This is a genomic window from Diaphorobacter ruginosibacter, from assembly GCF_014395975.1.
Taxonomy (GTDB): Bacteria; Pseudomonadota; Gammaproteobacteria; order Burkholderiales; family Burkholderiaceae_C; genus Diaphorobacter_A; species Diaphorobacter_A ruginosibacter.
This window is the reverse complement of sequence record NZ_CP060714.1, coordinates 1,935,324-1,952,360: the sequence shown is the minus strand read 5'-3', so window position 1 is coordinate 1,952,360 and position 17,037 is coordinate 1,935,324. Positions and strand designations below refer to the sequence as shown.

General features: G+C 63.9%; 18 protein-coding genes and 1 other RNA gene. 10 read left to right on the top strand and 9 right to left on the bottom strand.

Translation table 11 applies throughout. The features are described from left to right. Positions 1 to 167: 167 nt before the first annotated feature. Together ppa and H9K76_RS08905 are read right to left on the bottom strand one after the other, a co-directional pair. A complete protein-coding gene (gene ppa / locus H9K76_RS08910) occupies positions 168 to 707 on the bottom strand; it encodes an inorganic diphosphatase (RefSeq protein WP_187599666.1) in 540 nt (179 codons plus the stop codon). 145 nt (positions 708 to 852) lie between these two features. After that, positions 853 to 1,380, bottom strand: a complete 528-nt coding sequence (locus tag H9K76_RS08905) for an Mpo1 family 2-hydroxy fatty acid dioxygenase (protein ID WP_187599664.1) — start codon at positions 1,378 to 1,380, stop codon at positions 853 to 855. A gap of 189 nt (positions 1,381 to 1,569) precedes the next feature. Here H9K76_RS08905 and H9K76_RS08900 point away from each other — a divergent pair, with 189 nt between their 5' ends. The 6 genes from H9K76_RS08900 to H9K76_RS08875 all read left to right on the top strand — a co-directional run bounded on the left by H9K76_RS08900 (position 1,570) and on the right by H9K76_RS08875 (position 6,405). Further along, on the top strand, positions 1,570 to 2,139 hold the full coding sequence (locus H9K76_RS08900; protein ID WP_187599662.1) for a DUF2889 domain-containing protein: 570 nt from the start codon (positions 1,570 to 1,572) through the stop codon (positions 2,137 to 2,139). Positions 2,140 to 2,203: 64 nt separating this feature from the next. Beyond that, positions 2,204 to 3,346, top strand: coding sequence for a GTP 3',8-cyclase MoaA (gene moaA / locus H9K76_RS08895; RefSeq protein WP_187599660.1), 1,143 nt, complete (start codon positions 2,204 to 2,206; stop codon positions 3,344 to 3,346). 105 nt (positions 3,347 to 3,451) lie between these two features. Continuing rightward, complete coding sequence (gene mobA / locus H9K76_RS08890; RefSeq protein ID WP_246475407.1) at positions 3,452 to 4,075, top strand: molybdenum cofactor guanylyltransferase MobA; 624 nt, start codon at positions 3,452 to 3,454, stop codon at positions 4,073 to 4,075. Between the two features lie 13 nt (positions 4,076 to 4,088). Next, positions 4,089 to 4,652, top strand: coding sequence for a GNAT family N-acetyltransferase (locus H9K76_RS08885; protein WP_187599658.1), 564 nt, complete (start codon positions 4,089 to 4,091; stop codon positions 4,650 to 4,652). Continuing rightward, entirely contained in the window at positions 4,649 to 5,935 is a 1,287-nt protein-coding gene (moeA, locus tag H9K76_RS08880; RefSeq protein ID WP_187599656.1) for a molybdopterin molybdotransferase MoeA, read from the top strand. Before H9K76_RS08885 ends, moeA begins: the two co-directional genes overlap by 4 nt. 137 nt (positions 5,936 to 6,072) lie before the next feature. Then, entirely contained in the window at positions 6,073 to 6,405 is a 333-nt protein-coding gene (locus H9K76_RS08875) for a thioredoxin family protein (RefSeq protein WP_187599655.1), read from the top strand. 58 nt (positions 6,406 to 6,463) lie between these two features. Here the strand turns inward: H9K76_RS08875 and rnhA are convergent, their stop codons facing one another. Next, the gene (rnhA, locus tag H9K76_RS08870) at positions 6,464 to 6,916 is read right to left on the bottom strand and encodes a ribonuclease HI (RefSeq protein WP_187599654.1); all 453 of its coding nucleotides are present in this window, start codon (positions 6,914 to 6,916) and stop codon (positions 6,464 to 6,466) included. A gap of 6 nt (positions 6,917 to 6,922) precedes the next feature. Beyond that, complete coding sequence (locus tag H9K76_RS08865) at positions 6,923 to 7,765, bottom strand: class I SAM-dependent methyltransferase (RefSeq protein ID WP_187599652.1); 843 nt, start codon at positions 7,763 to 7,765, stop codon at positions 6,923 to 6,925. Between H9K76_RS08865 and gloB the strand changes: the two genes are divergently transcribed. The 3 genes from gloB to H9K76_RS08850 all read left to right on the top strand — a co-directional run bounded on the left by gloB (position 7,764) and on the right by H9K76_RS08850 (position 11,837). Then, on the top strand, positions 7,764 to 8,549 hold the full coding sequence (gene gloB / locus H9K76_RS08860) for a hydroxyacylglutathione hydrolase (RefSeq protein WP_187599650.1): 786 nt from the start codon (positions 7,764 to 7,766) through the stop codon (positions 8,547 to 8,549). The two genes, H9K76_RS08865 and gloB, sit on opposite strands and share 2 nt — an antisense overlap. Continuing rightward, positions 8,546 to 10,111, top strand: a complete 1,566-nt coding sequence (locus H9K76_RS08855; RefSeq protein WP_187599648.1) for a transglycosylase SLT domain-containing protein — start codon at positions 8,546 to 8,548, stop codon at positions 10,109 to 10,111. The genes gloB and H9K76_RS08855 overlap by 4 nt, the downstream gene beginning before the upstream one ends. A gap of 460 nt (positions 10,112 to 10,571) precedes the next feature. After that, entirely contained in the window at positions 10,572 to 11,837 is a 1,266-nt protein-coding gene (locus H9K76_RS08850; protein ID WP_187599646.1) for a hypothetical protein, read from the top strand. A gap of 4 nt (positions 11,838 to 11,841) precedes the next feature. Here H9K76_RS08850 and H9K76_RS08845 read toward each other — a convergent pair whose 3' ends face one another. The 5 genes from H9K76_RS08845 to dnaX form a co-directional block, all read right to left on the bottom strand. After that, complete coding sequence (locus H9K76_RS08845; RefSeq protein ID WP_187599644.1) at positions 11,842 to 12,906, bottom strand: ABC transporter substrate-binding protein; 1,065 nt, start codon at positions 12,904 to 12,906, stop codon at positions 11,842 to 11,844. Positions 12,907 to 13,031: 125 nt separating this feature from the next. Further along, positions 13,032 to 13,430, bottom strand: coding sequence for an MAPEG family protein (locus H9K76_RS08840; RefSeq protein WP_187599643.1), 399 nt, complete (start codon positions 13,428 to 13,430; stop codon positions 13,032 to 13,034). Positions 13,431 to 13,583: 153 nt separating this feature from the next. Further along, a complete protein-coding gene (recR, locus tag H9K76_RS08835) occupies positions 13,584 to 14,174 on the bottom strand; it encodes a recombination mediator RecR (protein WP_187599641.1) in 591 nt (196 codons plus the stop codon). A 104-nt stretch (positions 14,175 to 14,278) separates the two neighbouring features. After that, complete coding sequence (locus H9K76_RS08830) at positions 14,279 to 14,611, bottom strand: YbaB/EbfC family nucleoid-associated protein (RefSeq protein WP_187599639.1); 333 nt, start codon at positions 14,609 to 14,611, stop codon at positions 14,279 to 14,281. A 211-nt stretch (positions 14,612 to 14,822) separates the two neighbouring features. Further along, the gene (dnaX, locus tag H9K76_RS08825) at positions 14,823 to 16,826 is read right to left on the bottom strand and encodes a DNA polymerase III subunit gamma/tau (RefSeq protein WP_187599637.1); all 2,004 of its coding nucleotides are present in this window, start codon (positions 16,824 to 16,826) and stop codon (positions 14,823 to 14,825) included. Positions 16,827 to 16,911: 85 nt separating this feature from the next. On the opposite strand from dnaX, the gene ffs reads away from it, so the two are divergent. After that, an RNA gene (gene ffs / locus H9K76_RS08820) (signal recognition particle sRNA small type) lies at positions 16,912 to 17,008 on the top strand. The last annotated feature ends 29 nt before the right edge of the window (positions 17,009 to 17,037 follow it).

The following is a 17,037-nucleotide window of genomic DNA, read 5'->3' as shown; positions in this document are numbered from 1 at the left end:
TCCTGAAGGGCAAGGCGAAGCAGCCGATCCAACCATATTACCCGCAGTGGGCGCATCAGGGGCAACCGCACTCATATCAACTCTGCAATGAGAAAAGCCCGCCCAGTGAAAAACCGGGCGGGCTTCAACAGGCAATGCTGGAGGGACAGACAAGCCCTCCCAAGGCATCAGGCCTTCTTGGACTTCTCGTAGTTGGCAACGCCGTCGGTGAGTTCCTTGTGGGCTTCATCCATGCCGCCCCAACCCAGCACCTTCACCCACTTGCCTTCTTCCAGATCCTTGTAGTGTGCAAAGAAATGCTCGATGGCCTTCAGCTTGATCTCGGGCAGGTCACCCAGCGTCTTGATGCCGGCGTACTGCTTGAGGATCTTGGCAGTGGGAACGGCCAGCACCTTGCCGTCAACGCCGGCTTCGTCTTCCATCTTCAGGATACCGAGCGCGCGGCAGGGCACCACCACGCCCGGGGGCAGCTTGTAGGGAGTCACGACCAGCACGTCCACCGGGTCGCCGTCGCCGGACAGCGTCTGCGGCACGTAGCCGTAGTTGGCCGGATAGAACATGGCGGCCGTCATGAAGCGATCCACGAAAATCGCGCCGGTTTCCTTGTCCACTTCATACTTGATCGGGTCGGATTCCATGGGAATCTCGATCACGACATTGAAGGACTCTGGAAGATTCTTTCCGGCAGGAACGTTGTTCAGGGACATGGTCTGAATGTGATGATGAATGGATGGGAGGATCGGAATTTCACACGCAAGCGGGCCGCGGGTGCCACGGCATGCTGGAAACCCCTGATTTTAAAGCCAAGCCCCTTGCATCCAGCTTTCGGACGCCAAATGACCGCGTGACAGGTTACGGGAGAGTGCCTGCAACCCGCCTGCGGGCAGGGCCTGCGCGCCTCTCGATGGCTTCGCGGACCTCGTTGCGCAGCCCCATCAGGAAACCCAGTTCCGCCAGCACGAAGAGCGGCCCGATCACGAGCCCGATGATGTCGTCCACGAACGCCGGCTTGCGGCCCTCGTAGAAATGGCCGACGAACTGGATGACCCATCCCACCAGAAACAACCCCGCCCCGCAGGCCAGCCACAGTGCTGTCGACTGCTGCGCCACCCACTGGCCCGCGGCAAGCATCAATGCAAGCACCAGCGCCATGGCGAAGCCGTACCGCGTATCGAGCAGCACATAGTAGATACAGGCCGCGAGCGCTGCGATCACCGCGGGCGACATCGGCAGGATACCGGCCACCACAACCGCAGGGCGCGACAGCAGGATGACCACCGCGAACATGATCATCGGAACGCCAATGAAATGCGTCTGGATATTGCGCGGGTCCCTGTGGTACTCCGCATAGGTGGCCAATTGCGTTTCGAGGCTCTTCATGTCGTGTCTCCGAATGCATGGCAACCACCCGCTGCCCGACCGGCATGCCCTGGTTTACACCGAGGCGACAGCAGAGTTCTGCCCGACCCTTCACAATGACGCAAGCTTTGCGCCAATGCAAGCCCTCCACAAAGAATCTTGATGGTCTGGCATGCCCCGGTAGCCTTGACCACCTCCCCCTGTTCCGCCATGCCACTGTCTCCACCCGTTCCACGCACTGCCCAGCACCTTCGCCGCGTCACCTATCGAAGTTTCGAGCGCGCCGACGGCCTGTGGGACATCGAGGGAGAATTGCATGACAGCAAGGAATACGATGCCCGGCATGTACGCGATGCCAGCCGCATGCGCCTTGCCGGCGAGCCCATCCATCATATGTTCCTGCGTGTCACCATCGACCGCGACCTGGTCGTGCACGCCATCGAAGCCACCATGGACGACCATCCGCTGGGCGGCTGCCCTGAGGCCCTGTCATCCCTGCAACGCATGGTCGGATGCGGTATGACGCGCGGCTGGCGCAAGGCCATCCAGACACACCTGGGCGGCGTGGAGGGTTGCACGCACATCCGGGAACTGCTGTTCAACCTCGCGACCGCGGCATTCCAGAGCCTGCCCTCCGTGTTCAGCGACAATCTGAACGGCGATCCGCCGCGCCACCTGGGCCAGTGCAAGGGCTGGGATTTTCATGGCGAGGGTGTGAGGACGTTCTATCCGCAGTTCTATCGGCACGGAGAAACGGCGCCTCATATTGGCGGAAAATAGCGCAATATCAAGCTATCACGCCGCCTGTAACAACAGAAAACCGAGCGAAGAACGAACAGCCCCCATGACTGAACGCGTCATCCCCCTGGTAGACCAGCGCCGAGGCGCCCTGCCTGCCATCGTCCCGCAAGGCTCCGCGCAGCACCGCGGCGGCCCTGTGCCGGATACGCGCGGGCGCGAGTTGCGGGATCTGCGCATCAGCGTGACCGACCGCTGCAATTTCCGCTGCTCTTACTGCATGCCCAAGGAAGTCTTCAACAAGGACTATCCGTACCTGCCCCACAGCGCCCTCCTGAGTTTCGAGGAAATCACCCGCCTGGCACGCCAGTTTCTGGGGCTGGGCGTGCGCAAGATCCGCCTGACGGGTGGCGAACCGCTGCTGCGCAAGAACATCGAGAACCTGATCGCCCAGCTGGCGGCGCTGCGCACACTCGAAGGCAAGGTCCCCGATCTCACGCTCACCACCAACGGCTCGCTGCTGGCGCGCAAGGCACAGGCCCTGCGTGCGGCGGGCCTGTCGCGCGTCACCGTGAGTCTCGACAGCCTCGACGACCGGATTTTCCGGGGCATGAACGACATGGACTTCCCCGTCGCCGACGTGCTGGAAGGCATCGAGGTCGCGCGCAGCGCAGGCTTTGAGCACATCAAGGTCAACATGGTCGTCAAGCGCGGCACCAACGACCACGAGATTCTGCCCATGGCCCGCCATTTCCGCGGATCGGGCATCACGCTGCGCTTCATCGAATACATGGACGTGGGTTCCACCAACGGCTGGCGCATGGACGAGGTATTGCCATCCGACGAAATCATCCGCCGGCTGAAGGCCGAGTTTCCGCTGGTCCAGCTTGATGCCACTGCCCCTGGCGAGACCGCCAAGCGCTGGGGGTATGCCGATGCAAGTGGCGGACACGGCCCGGCACTGGGCGAAGTGGGCGTGATCAGCAGCGTCACCCATGCCTTCTGCGGCGACTGCAACCGCGCTCGCCTTTCCACGGAAGGCCAGCTCTACCTGTGCCTGTTCGCCGAACGCGGCCATGACCTGCGCAGCCTGCTGCGAGGCGATGCAAGCGACGCCGATATTGCCGCGGCCATCGCGAACATCTGGGGCCACCGGGCCGACCGCTACTCCGAGCTGCGCAGCGAATTGCCCGCGGACACATCGGGCCAGCACAAGCGCCGCGTGGAGATGAGCTACATCGGCGGCTAAACTCCCCACTGTCCAGTTCGACTGCGCCGCAGTCCGGGGAGAGCCTCCATTTCCACAACCGCATCGGCCGAACGGCCCATCGACCCACAGCAGATCACCGGGCTGGTGCTTGCGGGCGGCAGAGCCTCGCGCTTTGGCGGCGAGGACAAGGGCCTGCAGACATTTCTCGGCAGACCGCTTGCGCAGATCGCCCTCGAGCGGCTCACCCCGCAGGTCGGTCGCTGCGCACTCAGCGCCAACCGCCATCTTGCGGACTACGAGGCATTCGGTGCTCCTGTGTGGCGCGATTCGCTGCCTGATTTTCCCGGCCCGCTCGCCGGGATGCTCAGCGGCCTGGAGCGCATCGAGACCGAATGGCTGCTGACGGTTCCATGCGACTCCCCGCGCTTCCCGCCCGACCTGGCCCGACGCCTCTGCGATGCCGCGGCCCGCGACCGCAGCACATGCGCCTTTGCTTGCGCGCCCGATCAGGTCACGGGAGACCCGCGCATGCACCCCGTGTTCTGCCTCCTGCACCGTGATCTGCGCGCGAGTCTAGGCGCCAGCCTTTCGGCCGGCGAGCACCGCGTCATGCGCTGGCTGCAGAGCCAACCGCACAGCATCGTGGCATTCGACCTTCCCGCCGATGATCCACAGGCCTTCGCCAACACCAACACACCCGACGATCTGCGAAGACTCGAGGCCCTTTCCCGGCACGCCGCACCGCCGGAGCACCCACTCGATGCCTGAACCCGCAAGGAACATGAATTCACGGCCTCCGGCTGCCATCCGCATCGCCGTACTTCGGACCGAAGACGCACCAGCCTACAAGCGGCTGCGCGATGCGTCGCTGCTGCGCGCACCCGAGGCCTTCTCGACGGACTACGCCACGGCCGTCACCCGGCCACCCATCATCTATGCGGCGCGATTCTCGCAACCCGGCAAGGGGCCGTTCACCCTGGGTGCATTCACCGACGACGACCGGCTCGTCGGCAGCCTGGGTTTCGAACGTGCCGAGGCCCTGTTCAAGCGGCACATCGGGCATATCAATGCCGTCATGGTTGATGTTCATTTCGAACGGCAGGGAATCGCGCGACAATTGCTCGAAGCCTGCATCGCCCATGCCGAGCAGCTCGCCGGGCTGGACATGCTGCAGCTTGGCGTCACTGCAAGCAATGAACGTGCGGTGCGCCTGTACCAACGTGCCGGATTCCGGATCTTTGGACGCGAACCAAGTGCCGTCAAGATCCACGGCGTCGGCCATGATCACCTGTTGATGGTCCGCCCTCTGCCTGGTTGCCCCGCATTGAACCTTCCTGCCTCATGACTGCATTGAACACCATCGCCGACAGCATCGCGGGCTACGATCAGAACGACATGCCCGTCGATGTTGTGCGTGACTTCCTCGCTCGCATGATCGAGCCGATTCACGGCACGGAAACCGTCGATCTGTGGGATGCCCTGGACCGCATAGTGGCAAGCGATGTGATCTCCCCGATCAACGTGCCACCCCACGACAACTCGGCCATGGACGGCTTTGCCTTCCATGGAGACAGCCTGCGCGCGGGCGAACCGCTGCGGCTTGCGTGCATCGCCACGGCACTTGCCGGCCATGCCTGGTCGGGCGACGTCGCGGCGGACCAATGTGTGCGCATCATGACCGGAGCGGTCATGCCCGCGGGTCTCGATACCGTAGTGCCGCTCGAACTCACCCGCACCACGGATGATGGCCTGGTCGAGATCCCTGCGGGCGCACTGCGCGCGGGCGCCAACCGCCGCCGCAAGGGGGAAGACCTGGAGCAAGGCAGCGTGGCGCTGGCGCGGGGCGAGCTCATCACGCCCGCAGCTCTGGGGCTGCTCGCCAGCCTGGGGCTGGCCCGGGTCGACGTGAAACGCCGCCTGCGGGTCGCCTACTTCTCGACGGGTGACGAAATCCTGAAACCCGGGGAGGCACCACGCGAAGGGGCCGTGTACGACAGCAATCGCTTCTCGCTGTTCGGCTTGCTCACCCGCCTTGGCATCCAGGTGGTGGACCTGGGGTCCGTCAAGGATGAACCCGAACAACTCGAAGCCCTGCTGCGCCGGGCCACCGAGGATGCCGATGCCATCATCACGAGCGGAGGTGTCAGCGGGGGCGATGCCGACCACACCAAGGCACTGATGCATCGATTGGGTGACGTGGCTTTCTGGCGCATAGCCATGCGGCCGGGCCGGCCGATGGCCGTGGGCTCGCTCTCTCGCCCCAGGGGCGACGGGCGATGCGTGCTCTTCGGCCTGCCCGGCAATCCCGTCGCCGCAATGGTCACGTTCCTCGCATTCGTACGCCCCGCACTGCGGCAGATGATGGGGTGCGTGCGAACCGAGCCACCGCTCCTGCAGGCAACGAGCACGGAAACACTGCGCAAGCGGCCGGGCCGCACGGAGTTCCAGCGCGGCATCGTCTCGCGCGCCGCAGACGGGACCCTGCAGGTATGCACCACGGGCAACCAGGGCTCCGGCGTGCTCAGCTCCATGGCCCATGCCAACGGGCTGATCGTGCTGCCCCATGCCTCGGGCACCATTCAGGCCGGCGATTCCGTCGAAGTGATGATGTTCGATGGCGTGATGTGACGTGGAATGAACGCCCGGCTCCGCGCGGAAGTCGGATGACATGACCACAATCGGCCATGACACAGCGGCAGAATGACTGCATCGGGCCATACAACCATATGCATCATCCTGCAATCGGTATAACGGGAGACAAACCTATGCCATACACCAGCCGCCATGCCAGCGTCCCGCCCACACGCGAGACCGTCGACCAGCTTACGGGGGCCACCGTGCTCGAATTCGGCACGCCATGGTGCGGGCATTGTCAACGCGCCCAACCGTTGATCGAGCAAGCGCTGGAAGATCGCCCCGAGGTAACGCACATCAAGGTGGAGGATGGCCCTGGCCAGCGCCTTGGGCGCAGTTTCAGTGTCAAGCACTGGCCCACGCTGGTGTTCCTGCGTGATGGCAAGGAGATCGCCAGGCTCGTGCGCCCCGATTCGGCCCAGAGCATTCACCAAGCCATAGAGCAACTGGCGCCATCGTCCTGAACCAGGGCGGCAACCGGATCAGCGCATCGGAGTTGCTCTTCAGCGCGTGTTGACGATCTCAGAGGCGTCCCAGCGCGCGCTCCACGCCCTTGTTGGCCAGCGCATCGGCGCGCTCATTGCCCGGATCGCCGGCATGGCCCTTCACCCAGCGCCAGTCGATCTTGTGGCCCGCGTTCGTCGCCAGCTCATCAAGCCTCTGCCAGAGTTCGACATTCTTGACCGGGTCGCCGCCCGCAGTGCGCCAGTTCTTCTTCTTCCATCCGTGGATCCACTCGGTGATGCCCTTGCGCACGTACTGGCTGTCCAGGTACAGGGTGATCTCGCAAGGACGCTTGAGAGCCGACAGCGCCTCGATCACGGCCAGCAGCTCCATGCGATTGTTGGTGGTTGCTAGCTCACCTCCGAACAGCTCCTTCTCCGATTTGCCCGAGCTCAATACCGCGCCCCACCCGCCCGGCCCAGGATTGCCCTTGCACGCCCCGTCCGTATAGATCACTACATGTGTCGTCACAAAAACCTACTTCCGATCAAAATGTTGCCGCGTATGGGCCACCGGTACCTGTGAGGGCGCCGGTGCCTTGTGCGCGGCGCCGCTGCGCCAGGATGGCCCCAGCAGCCGCATGCCCTGCACGCGCTTGGTCGCAACTATCACATAAGCTGCACCCAGAATCGGCCACCAGCGGGGGCCCACGGCATCAAGCCACTCATATTTTTCAAGCCACCCCCCGGTGCGCACGGCAGGACGGTAACAACCGAAACTAATTGATTCAAGTTGAAAGCCAAGCAACTGCAACCAGTCACGCAGACGGGCGGGAGAAATGAACCGGTTGGCCTCGGGCAGGTAGAACCGCCCACCTACCCCCAGCCGGCGATTCAGCCGGCTTCGAGCCTGGTTCATTCCCCACAGGCTGAACGGGTTGAAACCGCTGATCAACACGCGCCCCTCGGGCACCAGCACGCGCTCGACCTCGCGCAATGCGGCGTGAGGATCGGGGCTGTCCTCGAGGGCATGGGGCATCAGCACCAGGTCAAGACTGGCCGCGCCGAAGGGCAGCATCACGGGCTCTGCAAGCAGCGCTGCAGGTTGGTCCTGTACGGCCCCCTCCTCCGGCGCCCGCTCTTGATGCTCTACATTGCGGCCTCGCTCTAGTATCATGGCCTGCGCCTGCCCCAGAGCCAACCAGCGATGCGGCATGCGATTGGCTCGCAAACCCGCCAGCCTGGGCGTTCCCAACTGCAGCGCGTGATACCCGAACAGGTCGGCGACGAGTTCGTCATGGCGCTCCTGCTCCCACTCCAGCACGTACCGTCCAGGGGGAGTGTCGAACCAATGGTGCAAACCTATAATTTCGCCGTTCATGAACCTGCTGCCACTGCCCGCTTTCTCCGACAACTACATCTGGATGATGCACGATGATGCGCGCAACGCCATCGTGGTGGATCCAGGGGATGCCGACGCCGTGTTTGACGTGCTGCGCGACAAGGGATTGTCGCTGAAGGCCATTCTAGTCACCCACCACCATGGCGATCATGTCGGAGGGGTGCAGGATCTGCATGCCGGCACGGGAGCCCTTGTCTACGGGCCTGCGCACGAGCCCATGCCCGAGCCGATCACCCGCCTCGCGCAGGGGGATGTGGTCAGGATCTCCGAGCCCCGACTTGAATTCCAGGTCATCGATGTGCCCGGACATACCTCCGGGCACATTGCATTTTTCTGCCCCGACCTGAACGGCAAGCCCGTGCTGTTCTGCGGCGATACGCTGTTCTCCGGGGGCTGCGGCCGACTGTTCGAAGGAACTCCCGCGCAGATGCAGCGGTCACTGGATACGCTCGCCGCGCTGCCCGGTGATACCCGCGTGTGCTGCGCACACGAGTACACACTTTCGAACCTGAAATTCGCGCGTGCCGTGGAACCCGGCAACGCCGAGCTGGTCCAGTACCAGAAGGATTGCGTGGCCCTGCGCGATGCAGACCAGCCCACGCTGCCCTCCACCATCGCGCGTGAGCGCGCGGTCAACCCTTTCCTGCGCACGCGCGAACCTTTGGTGGCCGAGGCCGCCAGGAGTTTCGACGCGGGCGTGAATCCCAGCGATGCAGTGTCCGTTCTCGCGGCCCTGCGAGAATGGAAAAACAATTTCCGATGAGACTTCTGAAAATTCTTGGGCTCGCCAGCCTCGTCTGGCTCACAGGCTGCGCCACCAACGAAGCCACCAAGCAAGCCGACAGCGGCACGCCTGTTTCCACCAACAGTGCTCCCAAAAAGCAGATATCTCCCAGCTACCCCACCGGTCCTCTCAGCCCCATCGCCCAGTACGAACTGGGCAGCGGCAACTATGACGTGACGGGTATCAAGGCGCCGTCTGATCTGTGGGACCGCATCCGGCGCGGCTTTGCCATGCCCGACCTGGACACCGACCTCGTACGCGACCGTGAGCAGTGGTACGCCACGCGTCCCGACTACATGCTGCGCATGACCGAGCGCTCCAGCAAGTACCTGTTCCATATCGTCGAGGAACTCGAGCGCCGGGGGATGCCGACCGAGCTGGCGCTGCTGCCCTACATCGAGAGCGCCTTCAACCCGCAGGCCGTGTCCACCGCCAAGGCGGCCGGCATGTGGCAGTTCATGCCCGCCACCGGCTCCTATTTCGATCTCAAGCAGAACGCATTCCGCGATGATCGCCGTGACGTGCTCGCCTCCACCAGGGCGGCACTCGACTATCTCCAGAAGCTCTACGGCATGTTTGGCGACTGGCACCTGGCGCTCGCCGCCTACAACTGGGGCGAAGGCAGCGTGGCGCGCGCCATTGCGCGCAATGAAAAGCTCGGGCTGGGCACCAGCTATACCGAGCTGAACATGCCGGCCGAAACGCGCCTGTATGTGCCCAAGCTGCAGGCCGTGAAGAACATCGTGGCCAATCCGGACAAGTTCAACTCCGAACTGCCGCTGATCGAGAACCACCCCTACTTCCAGGCCGTGGACATCACGCACGACATCGACGTGGCGCTGGTGGCCAGCCTCGCCAACATCCGCGAGGAAGACTTCCGGGCACTCAACCCTTCGCTGCACAAGCCGGTGATCCTGGCCGCCGGCATGCCGCGCATCCTGCTGCCCTGGGACAACGCACAGGTCTTCCGCAAGAACCTGAGTGCCTACAACGACGGCCAGTACGCCAGCTGGACCGTCTGGAGCGTTCCCAACACCATGACCGTCGCCAATGCGGCGCAGCGCCTGGGCATCAGCGAAGCCGACCTGCGCAAGCTCAACGGCATTCCACCCCGCATGATGATCAAGGCCGGCTCCGCCCTGATGGTGCCGCGCGCCTCCACCACCCATCAGGATGTCTCAAGCCAGCTGGCCGACAACGGTCAGATTGCCTTCACACCCGAGATCGTGACCCGCCGCACTACCGTGCAAGCACAGAAGCGCGGAGAAACCGTGGCTGCCATTGCCCAGCGCTACAAGGTAAGCGCATCGGACGTCGCCGACTGGAATGATGTGAAGACCAGCAGCCGCTTCAAGGGAGGCGAGCGCGTCGTCATGTATTTGCCCGTGCGCCTGACATCCACTTCATTCGCCAACCACAGCACAAGACAGCCCAAGGTGGCAGCGGCCCAAGGCAAGGCCCAGCCCAAGGGACGCGCGGCGCCTGCAAAGGCGGCGGGACGCGCTCCCGCAAAGGCCGCACCGGCCAAACGCAAGCGTTGAAATGTGAGTCGCCGGCTCTAAAGCGGCCACTCACCCCAAACGCCAAGGGCCGGCATTTGCCGGCCCTTGGCGTTTGGGGCCACCGGAACAATGCACCGAAGCCATTGCAGCCTCCGAGCAGTGAGCCCGTCATCCCATGAAAGCAACAGAGGTCCATCGCCGCGTCTCACTGGAAATTGTTTGCAATTAGCAAATAGTTATTGGAATATATACATCGATAAAATCAATCATAGTGAAATTTCAATAGCTTTCCAAAGCGCCTGGAGTTTCCAGTGATCGAGATTTTCAGACCATCAAGGCGGAGATGTTTCCAGTGCATTCATTGAATAGTGTTCAGCAGGCTCGCCCATGGGCCATCCGGATCCACCGTACCACGGCGTTGGTGGCACTTGCCTATGCCTGCGCGGTCCCTCATGTAATGGCGCAAGCCAATCCACCTACGGTTTTCAGCACACCCGGCGTGCACACCTACACCGTGCCCGCCGGATCAGGCTCCCTCTCGGTGGAAGTGCAAGGTGCCTCGGGCGGCGCTGGTGGTTGGGATGACGCCATCGGTGGAGCGGGTGCAGGCGGCACCATCATCAAGGCGACCATCACCGTTGCCGGCGGCGAAACACTGAGCATCCTTGTTGGCGAAGGTGGAAAGGGTTCCGTAATGGACACGACGCCTATCAGTGCCTCCGGCCTGGCAGGTGCAGGGGGTGCGGGAGGAAAATTCGGAACACTGGGAGGGAGCCCCACGGGTGCCGGTGGCGGGGGTATATCCGCGATCACTTTCACCAATGGTGCTGCCCTGGTGGCCGCTGGCGGCGGTGGCGGTGGCAGCAACTCCCGGATAGCCGGGCCGAGCGGAAGCTGGAGCATTCCCGGCACCGCTGCAACCAATGGCGCCCTTGTGCAGGAGCAAGCGGCTCTTTGCGGAACGCCCGCCAACGGAGGCAATGGCGTGGATGCGGAAGCGGCCAATGGAGGGGCACCCGTTGACGGCGCGGGAGGCAGCGGCGGGGGCGGCGGATTTTCCGGCCACGCCGGCGCGGGCGGGAATGCGGGCCGCGACGGCCGAGGCGGAGTGAATGGGGAGCCCGGTGGCAGCGGAGATTCATGCACATGGAACAGTGGGGAGATCATGATCTCGCTCGGCGCAAGCGCCGTGGGGCCAGCCACCGCCCCCAAGAGCAAAGGCCCCCAGGATGCGGGGGTGAACGGCTCCGTCTCCATTTCCGCGATACCCGCGCCACCGAACACAGTCCCTGCCGCCACGCCGGCCCTGAGCGGTTCGGCCAAGGTGGGACAGGCATTGGCCGGCTCATACACGTACACCGATACGGAAAGCGACCCGGAGGATGCCACCGCGAGCGGATCAAAGTTCGTGCTGGTGCGCAGCACGACGCCCGGGCTGACGGCCTCATCGCAGGGCACCCTGGTGCAATCGGGGGCGACCCGTGGCGCGGCCACGCCGTTCTCCTACACGCTCGCGGCGGAAGACGAGAATCGCTATCTCTCGTACTGCGTCACGCCGATGGCTGGCAAAGGAACCAATCCGGGCGTGGAGGCGTGTTCTGCGGCCGTCGGCCCCGTGGCGGCAAAGCCCGTGGAACCGCCGTCCACAGCCAATGCCACGCCTGTTCCCGTGATGGACAATGTGGGACTGCTGCTGGTATCGGCGACTTTGGGCGGCTTGGGCGCGCTGCTTGCCCGCCGCCGAAAATCCCAGGCAAGCAACTGAGCAGCTACAGCTGGAACTTCTGCTTGGCCCTGCGCACCCACTCGTTGCTGTAGCTGAGCGACAGGTTCACCTTGGGTGCCACCTGGCTCGTGCGCAGGCGGGCCAGCGCGCCAAGCGCCGTTGCCGGGCCATCGCCTGGCATCACGCCATCCGGGGACAGCGTTTCGCGCACCTTTTCGAATGCAGAGAGATAGGCGCCGCGATCATCAAGCCAGTACTGCATGGGAATGATCCGCGCCAGATCGGAAGGGCCGGCTGTCTGCATCCACTTGAGGGCGTGCACCATGGCGTTGGCCAGGGCCTGTGTTTCGCTCCCGCGCCGCTCGGTGAAGCTGCGCGGGGCATACAGGCATGCCCCGGGCATGGGGCCGCCAAAGAAATCCTGCGATCCCTTGAGCGTTCGCGTATCGGCCATGATGCGCACCTCGTTGTTCTGCTCAAGCAACGTGATCAGCGGATCGACATGGCTGAGCGCATGCACCCTGCCCTGCCTCATGGCATTGAGGGCATTCACACCACCACCCAGGCCGACGAACTCCACCGCATCAGGTGACAGGCCTTCCTGGATCAGCCACAGCTTCGCGAAGAACTGCGAGGAAGAGCCAGGCGAGGAGACGCCGATACGTATGTCGCGATAGCTTGAAAGCGCCTTGCGCGGCCAGAACCGCAGCGATGTGGCAACCGCCATCTGGGGCGTGCGCCCCATCAGGGCCAGGCTCCTGCACTCGAACCCCAGCGCCTGCTGTTCGAGCAACTGCTCGAACGCCCCGCAGGCCACATCGGCGTCGCCGTTGCGCAATGCGTCCATGGCGAGAGCCCCGCCGGCGAAGTCAAGAAGTTCGACGTTCAGCCCCTCTTCGCGGAAGTAGCCCAGCCGCTCGGCCGCCGTCAATGGGAGATAGTAGAGGCTGCCCATGCCCCCCGCAGCAATCCGGAGCGTCTTGGTCGAGGGGCGCTGCACCCGCGTCTGCGCCTGCGCTTCCGTCAGCCACCGCGCAGCGCTCGCCCCCAGGAGGAGCGAGCCTGCCTGCAGGCCCAACAGTCGACGGGAAGGAACAAAGCGGGACATGGATATTAATTTGCTGCACTGCAACAATAGTGCCTGAAGCCGCACCGTGGCGTCATCAGGGGCATTCCTAGCGGAGAACTACGTAGACCTGCCGGCCCACGAAAAATTCATTCTCCCGTCATGATTCAGCGGTAGCCAAGAAAGAAGATTCCCAGATTGACCGCGAAGCCCGCGGCCCAGATCAGGCTGCGCGCCATGGGCAGGTCGCCGACGTACATGGCGACATAGAGAATGCGCAGCAGCACGAAGGCCATCGCCAGCATGTCCAGGGGCGTCTGGGCCGCGCCCAGTTGATGGGCAATGATCACCGCGCCAATGAAGAACGGCAGCACCTCGTAGCTGTTGGCCTGAGCGGCATTGGCGCGTGCACGCCAACCCGTCTGGGCGGCAAGCCAGCGACGGGGATCATGGTTGTCCGATGCCATGCGGAAGCTGCCCTTCTTGGCCAGCATTGCGCAGACGATGGGCATCAGGACCGCCAGAAGAACGCACCAATAGGCGACGGTGAAACGTGCGGCATGCATGGAATGTCTCTTTGAATGGAGATAGCGCCGACGATGGGCCATCCAACAGACGGAGGCTATAGGCGACAGCTATTAAAAAAAGAGCATTCTATTCCACATCCTCGGGCGATTTAGGAAGACGGGGTGGACAAAGTGTCGCAGTCCGTGCCGCGCTCAACGCCGGTCGGCCAAGGCGTGTGCAATGGTTCCGAGATCGACGAATTCCAGTTCGCTGCCCACGGGCACGCCACGCGCAAGCCGCGTGACCTGGATGCCACGCGGCTTGAGCGCCTCGCCGATCGCATAGGCGGTGGCCTCGCCTTCGGCCGTGAAGCTGGTTGCCAGGATCACCTCCTGCACCACGCCGTCGGTGGCGCGCTCGATCAGCTTCTTGACGCCAATGTCCCTGGGGCCGATGCCATCGAGCGGCGAGAGCCGCCCCATCAGCACGAAGTACAGGCCCTTGAAGGCGCCCGTGCGCTCCATGGCCGACTGATCGGCGGGTGTCTCGACCACGCACAGGCGCGACATGTCGCGCCCGGGATCACTGCAAACATCGCAGACGGCAGCCTCGGTGAACGTATGGCAGCGCTCGCAATGCCGGATCGACACGGATGCCTGACGCAGTGCCTGCGACAGCAGCTGCGCGCCTTCGACATCGTGCTGCAGCAGATGAAACGCCATGCGCTGCGCGGACTTCACGCCCACACCGGGCAGCCGCCGAAGCGCCTGGATCAGGGCGTCCAGGGAACTGGTGTCAGACATGGGCAGTGCGATTCATGCGGAAAATCAAATCATTGAAGGCCAGCCAAGGGGGCGCCGATATCGCGAGCCCCCAAGTCCATGGCAGGGCTTGCGGCCCAGGGCGATCAGAACGGGAACTTCATGCCACCTGGAAGGCCCGGCATGCCTGCGGTGATCTTGCCCATCTTTTCCTGGGAGGTCTCTTCTGCCTTGCGCACTGCAGCGTTGAAGGCTGCAGCCACCAGATCCTCCAGCATGTCCTTGTCGTCCGCCAGCAGGCTGGGATCGATCGTCACGCGCTTCACATCGTGCTTGCAGGTCATCACGACCTTGACCAGGCCAGCACCGGACTCGCCTTCCACCTCGATGTTTGCCAGCTCGTCCTGTGCCTTCTTCAGGTTGTCCTGCATGGCCTGGGCCTGCTTCATCAAACCGGCCAGCTGTCCCTTGTTGAACATGGTGAATTCCTTTGCTTCTTATGAATGAAATGGACCCAAAAAATGGGGTACTTTGAATGGAAGGGGCGCAATCTCCGTGATTGCCGGCACACATGGATAACCTGCCGAATGCCCCGGGAACGGTTGATTGTGCGATGAAAGCGGTAGCCTGCAGAAATCGAACGGGATTCGCAGCGAAAATTCCGAAGCCCATTCCCGCAACAAGCCGCCATCATGCCGGCCGGATGCTTCCGGGCACGATCTTCGCACCGAAATCACGGATCAACTGCTGTACGCGCGGGTCGCTCTGCACGATATCCTCGGCGAGTCGCTGGCGCTGCGCGGCCGCATAGGCATTGCGGCGCGCCGGGCTGTCCAGCACCTTGCCCACCTCCACCGAAATCTGCCGCGTGTGCCCCGCCGCCTCCAGTGCGGCCCTCAGGCGTTCGCGCGCCGTCGGCTGGTTGAGCGACTCGCGCTCCACACGCAACAGCCAATGGTCCTGGTCGCGAGCAATCAGCTGCGACTGCAACGCCAGCTCGCGCACGAGCGCGGTGATGGCCTCGGCAGCCACGAGCTCCTGCACCGTCTGGAACCAGACCTCGCCTTCTGCCGTGGGGACAAGGCGCAGCGAAGCTCCCTGACCATTCACATGCTGCGGCTGCGTGCGATAGCCGGGTTCGGATGCCGTGCGGACAGGGATCTCGTAGGTCTGCGCCTCCTCGAGCGCCTCAGGCTCATCCCTGTACGCAGGAGCCGGGGCCTGGGCGCGGCCCACCTCCTCGGGGCTGCGCACCGGCAGGCGCACAGCCGGGGCATGCGCACCAGCCGGCACCGCCTGCCATTCCGGTTCGACGGGCTCGGGAGATGGCTGGTACTGCGCCTGGGACATCAAGGGCGCCCGGGATGCGGGAGGCCCCTCCTGGCCGCGCGGCTCCGGATCAGGCATTGCGCCCATCTCTTTGCGCAACTCTTCCGGCGGCTGCGGCTTGTGAGCGACTGCAGGCGGGTCAGCCTGCTTCAGAGTTTTTTTTTCAGCCTCGGCTGCCGACGCAGCCACTGGAGAACCTGCAGGCGCATCGGTGCCGGGCGGGAGCGCTGCGGCCACCGCAGCCCCTGACTCACCCGCCGGCTTCTTGAACGCAAGCAAGCGCAGCAGCACCATGGTGAGGGCGGCATACTCATCGGGCGCCAGCCCCAGTTCGGCGCGGCCATGCAGGCACATGCTGTAGAGCAGCTGTGTCTCGTCCGCAGGCATCACACCCGCCAGGCGCGCCATTTCCTGCGCCTCGCCATCGTGCGGGTCGACGCCGGACGCCATGTTGGGCACCGCCTGGAACACGGCCATGCGCTGCAGCACCGTACTCATTTCTTCCAGCGTGGATGCCGCGGACAGGCCATTCATGCGCAACTCGTCCACGGCCTCGACCACGGAGCGGCCATCGCCGCGCGCAAGCGCGTCGATCATGCGGAAGACATAGCTGCGATCCACGCTGCCCAGCATCTGGCGCACACCGGCCTCCTGCAGTTCACCGCTGCCGAAGGCGATCGCCTGGTCGGTCAGGCTGAGTGCATCGCGCATCGAGCCACGCGCCGCCCGCGAAAGCAGGCGCAGCGCACCGGGATCCGCCTGCACATGCTCCTCGCCCAGGACACGCGTCAGGTGCTCCTGCACCGTCTCGGGAGCCATGGGACGCAGGTTGAACTGCAGGCAGCGGCTCAGCACGGTGACGGGCACCTTCTGCGGATCGGTCGTCGCCAGGACGAACTTGAGGTATTCGGGCGGCTCCTCCAGCGTCTTGAGCATGGCATTGAACGCGGTGTTCGTGAGCATGTGCACCTCGTCGATCATGAAGACCTTGAAGCGCCCCTGCACCGGCTTGTAGACCGCCTGCTCCAGCAGCCCCTGGACCTCGTCCACCCCGCGGTTGGACGCGGCATCGAGTTCCGTGTAGTCTGGAAAGCGGCCGCTGTCGATGTCCATGCAGGCCGGGCACACGCCGCAGGGCGTGGCGGTGATGCCGCCCTGCCCGTCCGGCCCCTGGCAGTTCAGCGACTTGGCGAGAATCCGCGACACCGTGGTCTTGCCCACCCCACGCGTACCGGTGAACAGGTAGGCGTGGTGCAGGCGCTGCTGGGTCAGCGCATTGGTCAGAGCCTTGACGACATGCTCCTGCCCCACCATCTCGGAGAAGGTCTTGGGACGGTATTTACGGGCAAGCACTAGATAGGACATATCGGCTGATTCTACGGCCCCTCAACGCCAACAAATCTTGTGGTTTTGCTGCAGCGCCACATCATGTGGGTTTACAATGCTGCTTGACGGGCCTCCTCGCATGGGGAAGCGGCCAACCGGGTCAGGTGGGGAACCAAGCAGCCCTAACTGTGAAACCAGTGCCGAGGGTAAGGCTCGTCACCTTCTTCCAGCAATCTCCTTGAGATCAAGA

Bases quoted from the DNA above. Each gene is read 5' to 3' on its own strand.
- H9K76_RS08875 (WP_187599655.1), top strand. From the start codon at position 6,073: ATGCCATACACCAGCCGCCATGCCAGCGTCCCGCCCACACGCGAGACC.
- H9K76_RS08905 (WP_187599664.1), bottom strand. From the start codon at position 1,380: ATGAAGAGCCTCGAAACGCAATTGGCCACCTATGCGGAGTACCACAGG.
- gloB (WP_187599650.1), top strand. From the start codon at position 7,764: ATGAACCTGCTGCCACTGCCCGCTTTCTCCGACAACTACATCTGGATG.
- H9K76_RS08900 (WP_187599662.1), top strand. From the start codon at position 1,570: ATGCCACTGTCTCCACCCGTTCCACGCACTGCCCAGCACCTTCGCCGC.
- moeA (WP_187599656.1), top strand. From the start codon at position 4,649: ATGACTGCATTGAACACCATCGCCGACAGCATCGCGGGCTACGATCAG.
- H9K76_RS08830 (WP_187599639.1), bottom strand. From the start codon at position 14,611: ATGTTCAACAAGGGACAGCTGGCCGGTTTGATGAAGCAGGCCCAGGCC.
- H9K76_RS08865 (WP_187599652.1), bottom strand. From the start codon at position 7,765: ATGAACGGCGAAATTATAGGTTTGCACCATTGGTTCGACACTCCCCCT.
- recR (WP_187599641.1), bottom strand. From the start codon at position 14,174: ATGTCTGACACCAGTTCCCTGGACGCCCTGATCCAGGCGCTTCGGCGG.
- H9K76_RS08855 (WP_187599648.1), top strand. From the start codon at position 8,546: ATGAGACTTCTGAAAATTCTTGGGCTCGCCAGCCTCGTCTGGCTCACA.
- dnaX (WP_187599637.1), bottom strand. From the start codon at position 16,826: ATGTCCTATCTAGTGCTTGCCCGTAAATACCGTCCCAAGACCTTCTCC.
- H9K76_RS08885 (WP_187599658.1), top strand. From the start codon at position 4,089: ATGAATTCACGGCCTCCGGCTGCCATCCGCATCGCCGTACTTCGGACC.
- moaA (WP_187599660.1), top strand. From the start codon at position 2,204: ATGACTGAACGCGTCATCCCCCTGGTAGACCAGCGCCGAGGCGCCCTG.
- ppa (WP_187599666.1), bottom strand. From the start codon at position 707: ATGTCCCTGAACAACGTTCCTGCCGGAAAGAATCTTCCAGAGTCCTTC.
- H9K76_RS08845 (WP_187599644.1), bottom strand. From the start codon at position 12,906: ATGTCCCGCTTTGTTCCTTCCCGTCGACTGTTGGGCCTGCAGGCAGGC.
- H9K76_RS08840 (WP_187599643.1), bottom strand. From the start codon at position 13,430: ATGCATGCCGCACGTTTCACCGTCGCCTATTGGTGCGTTCTTCTGGCG.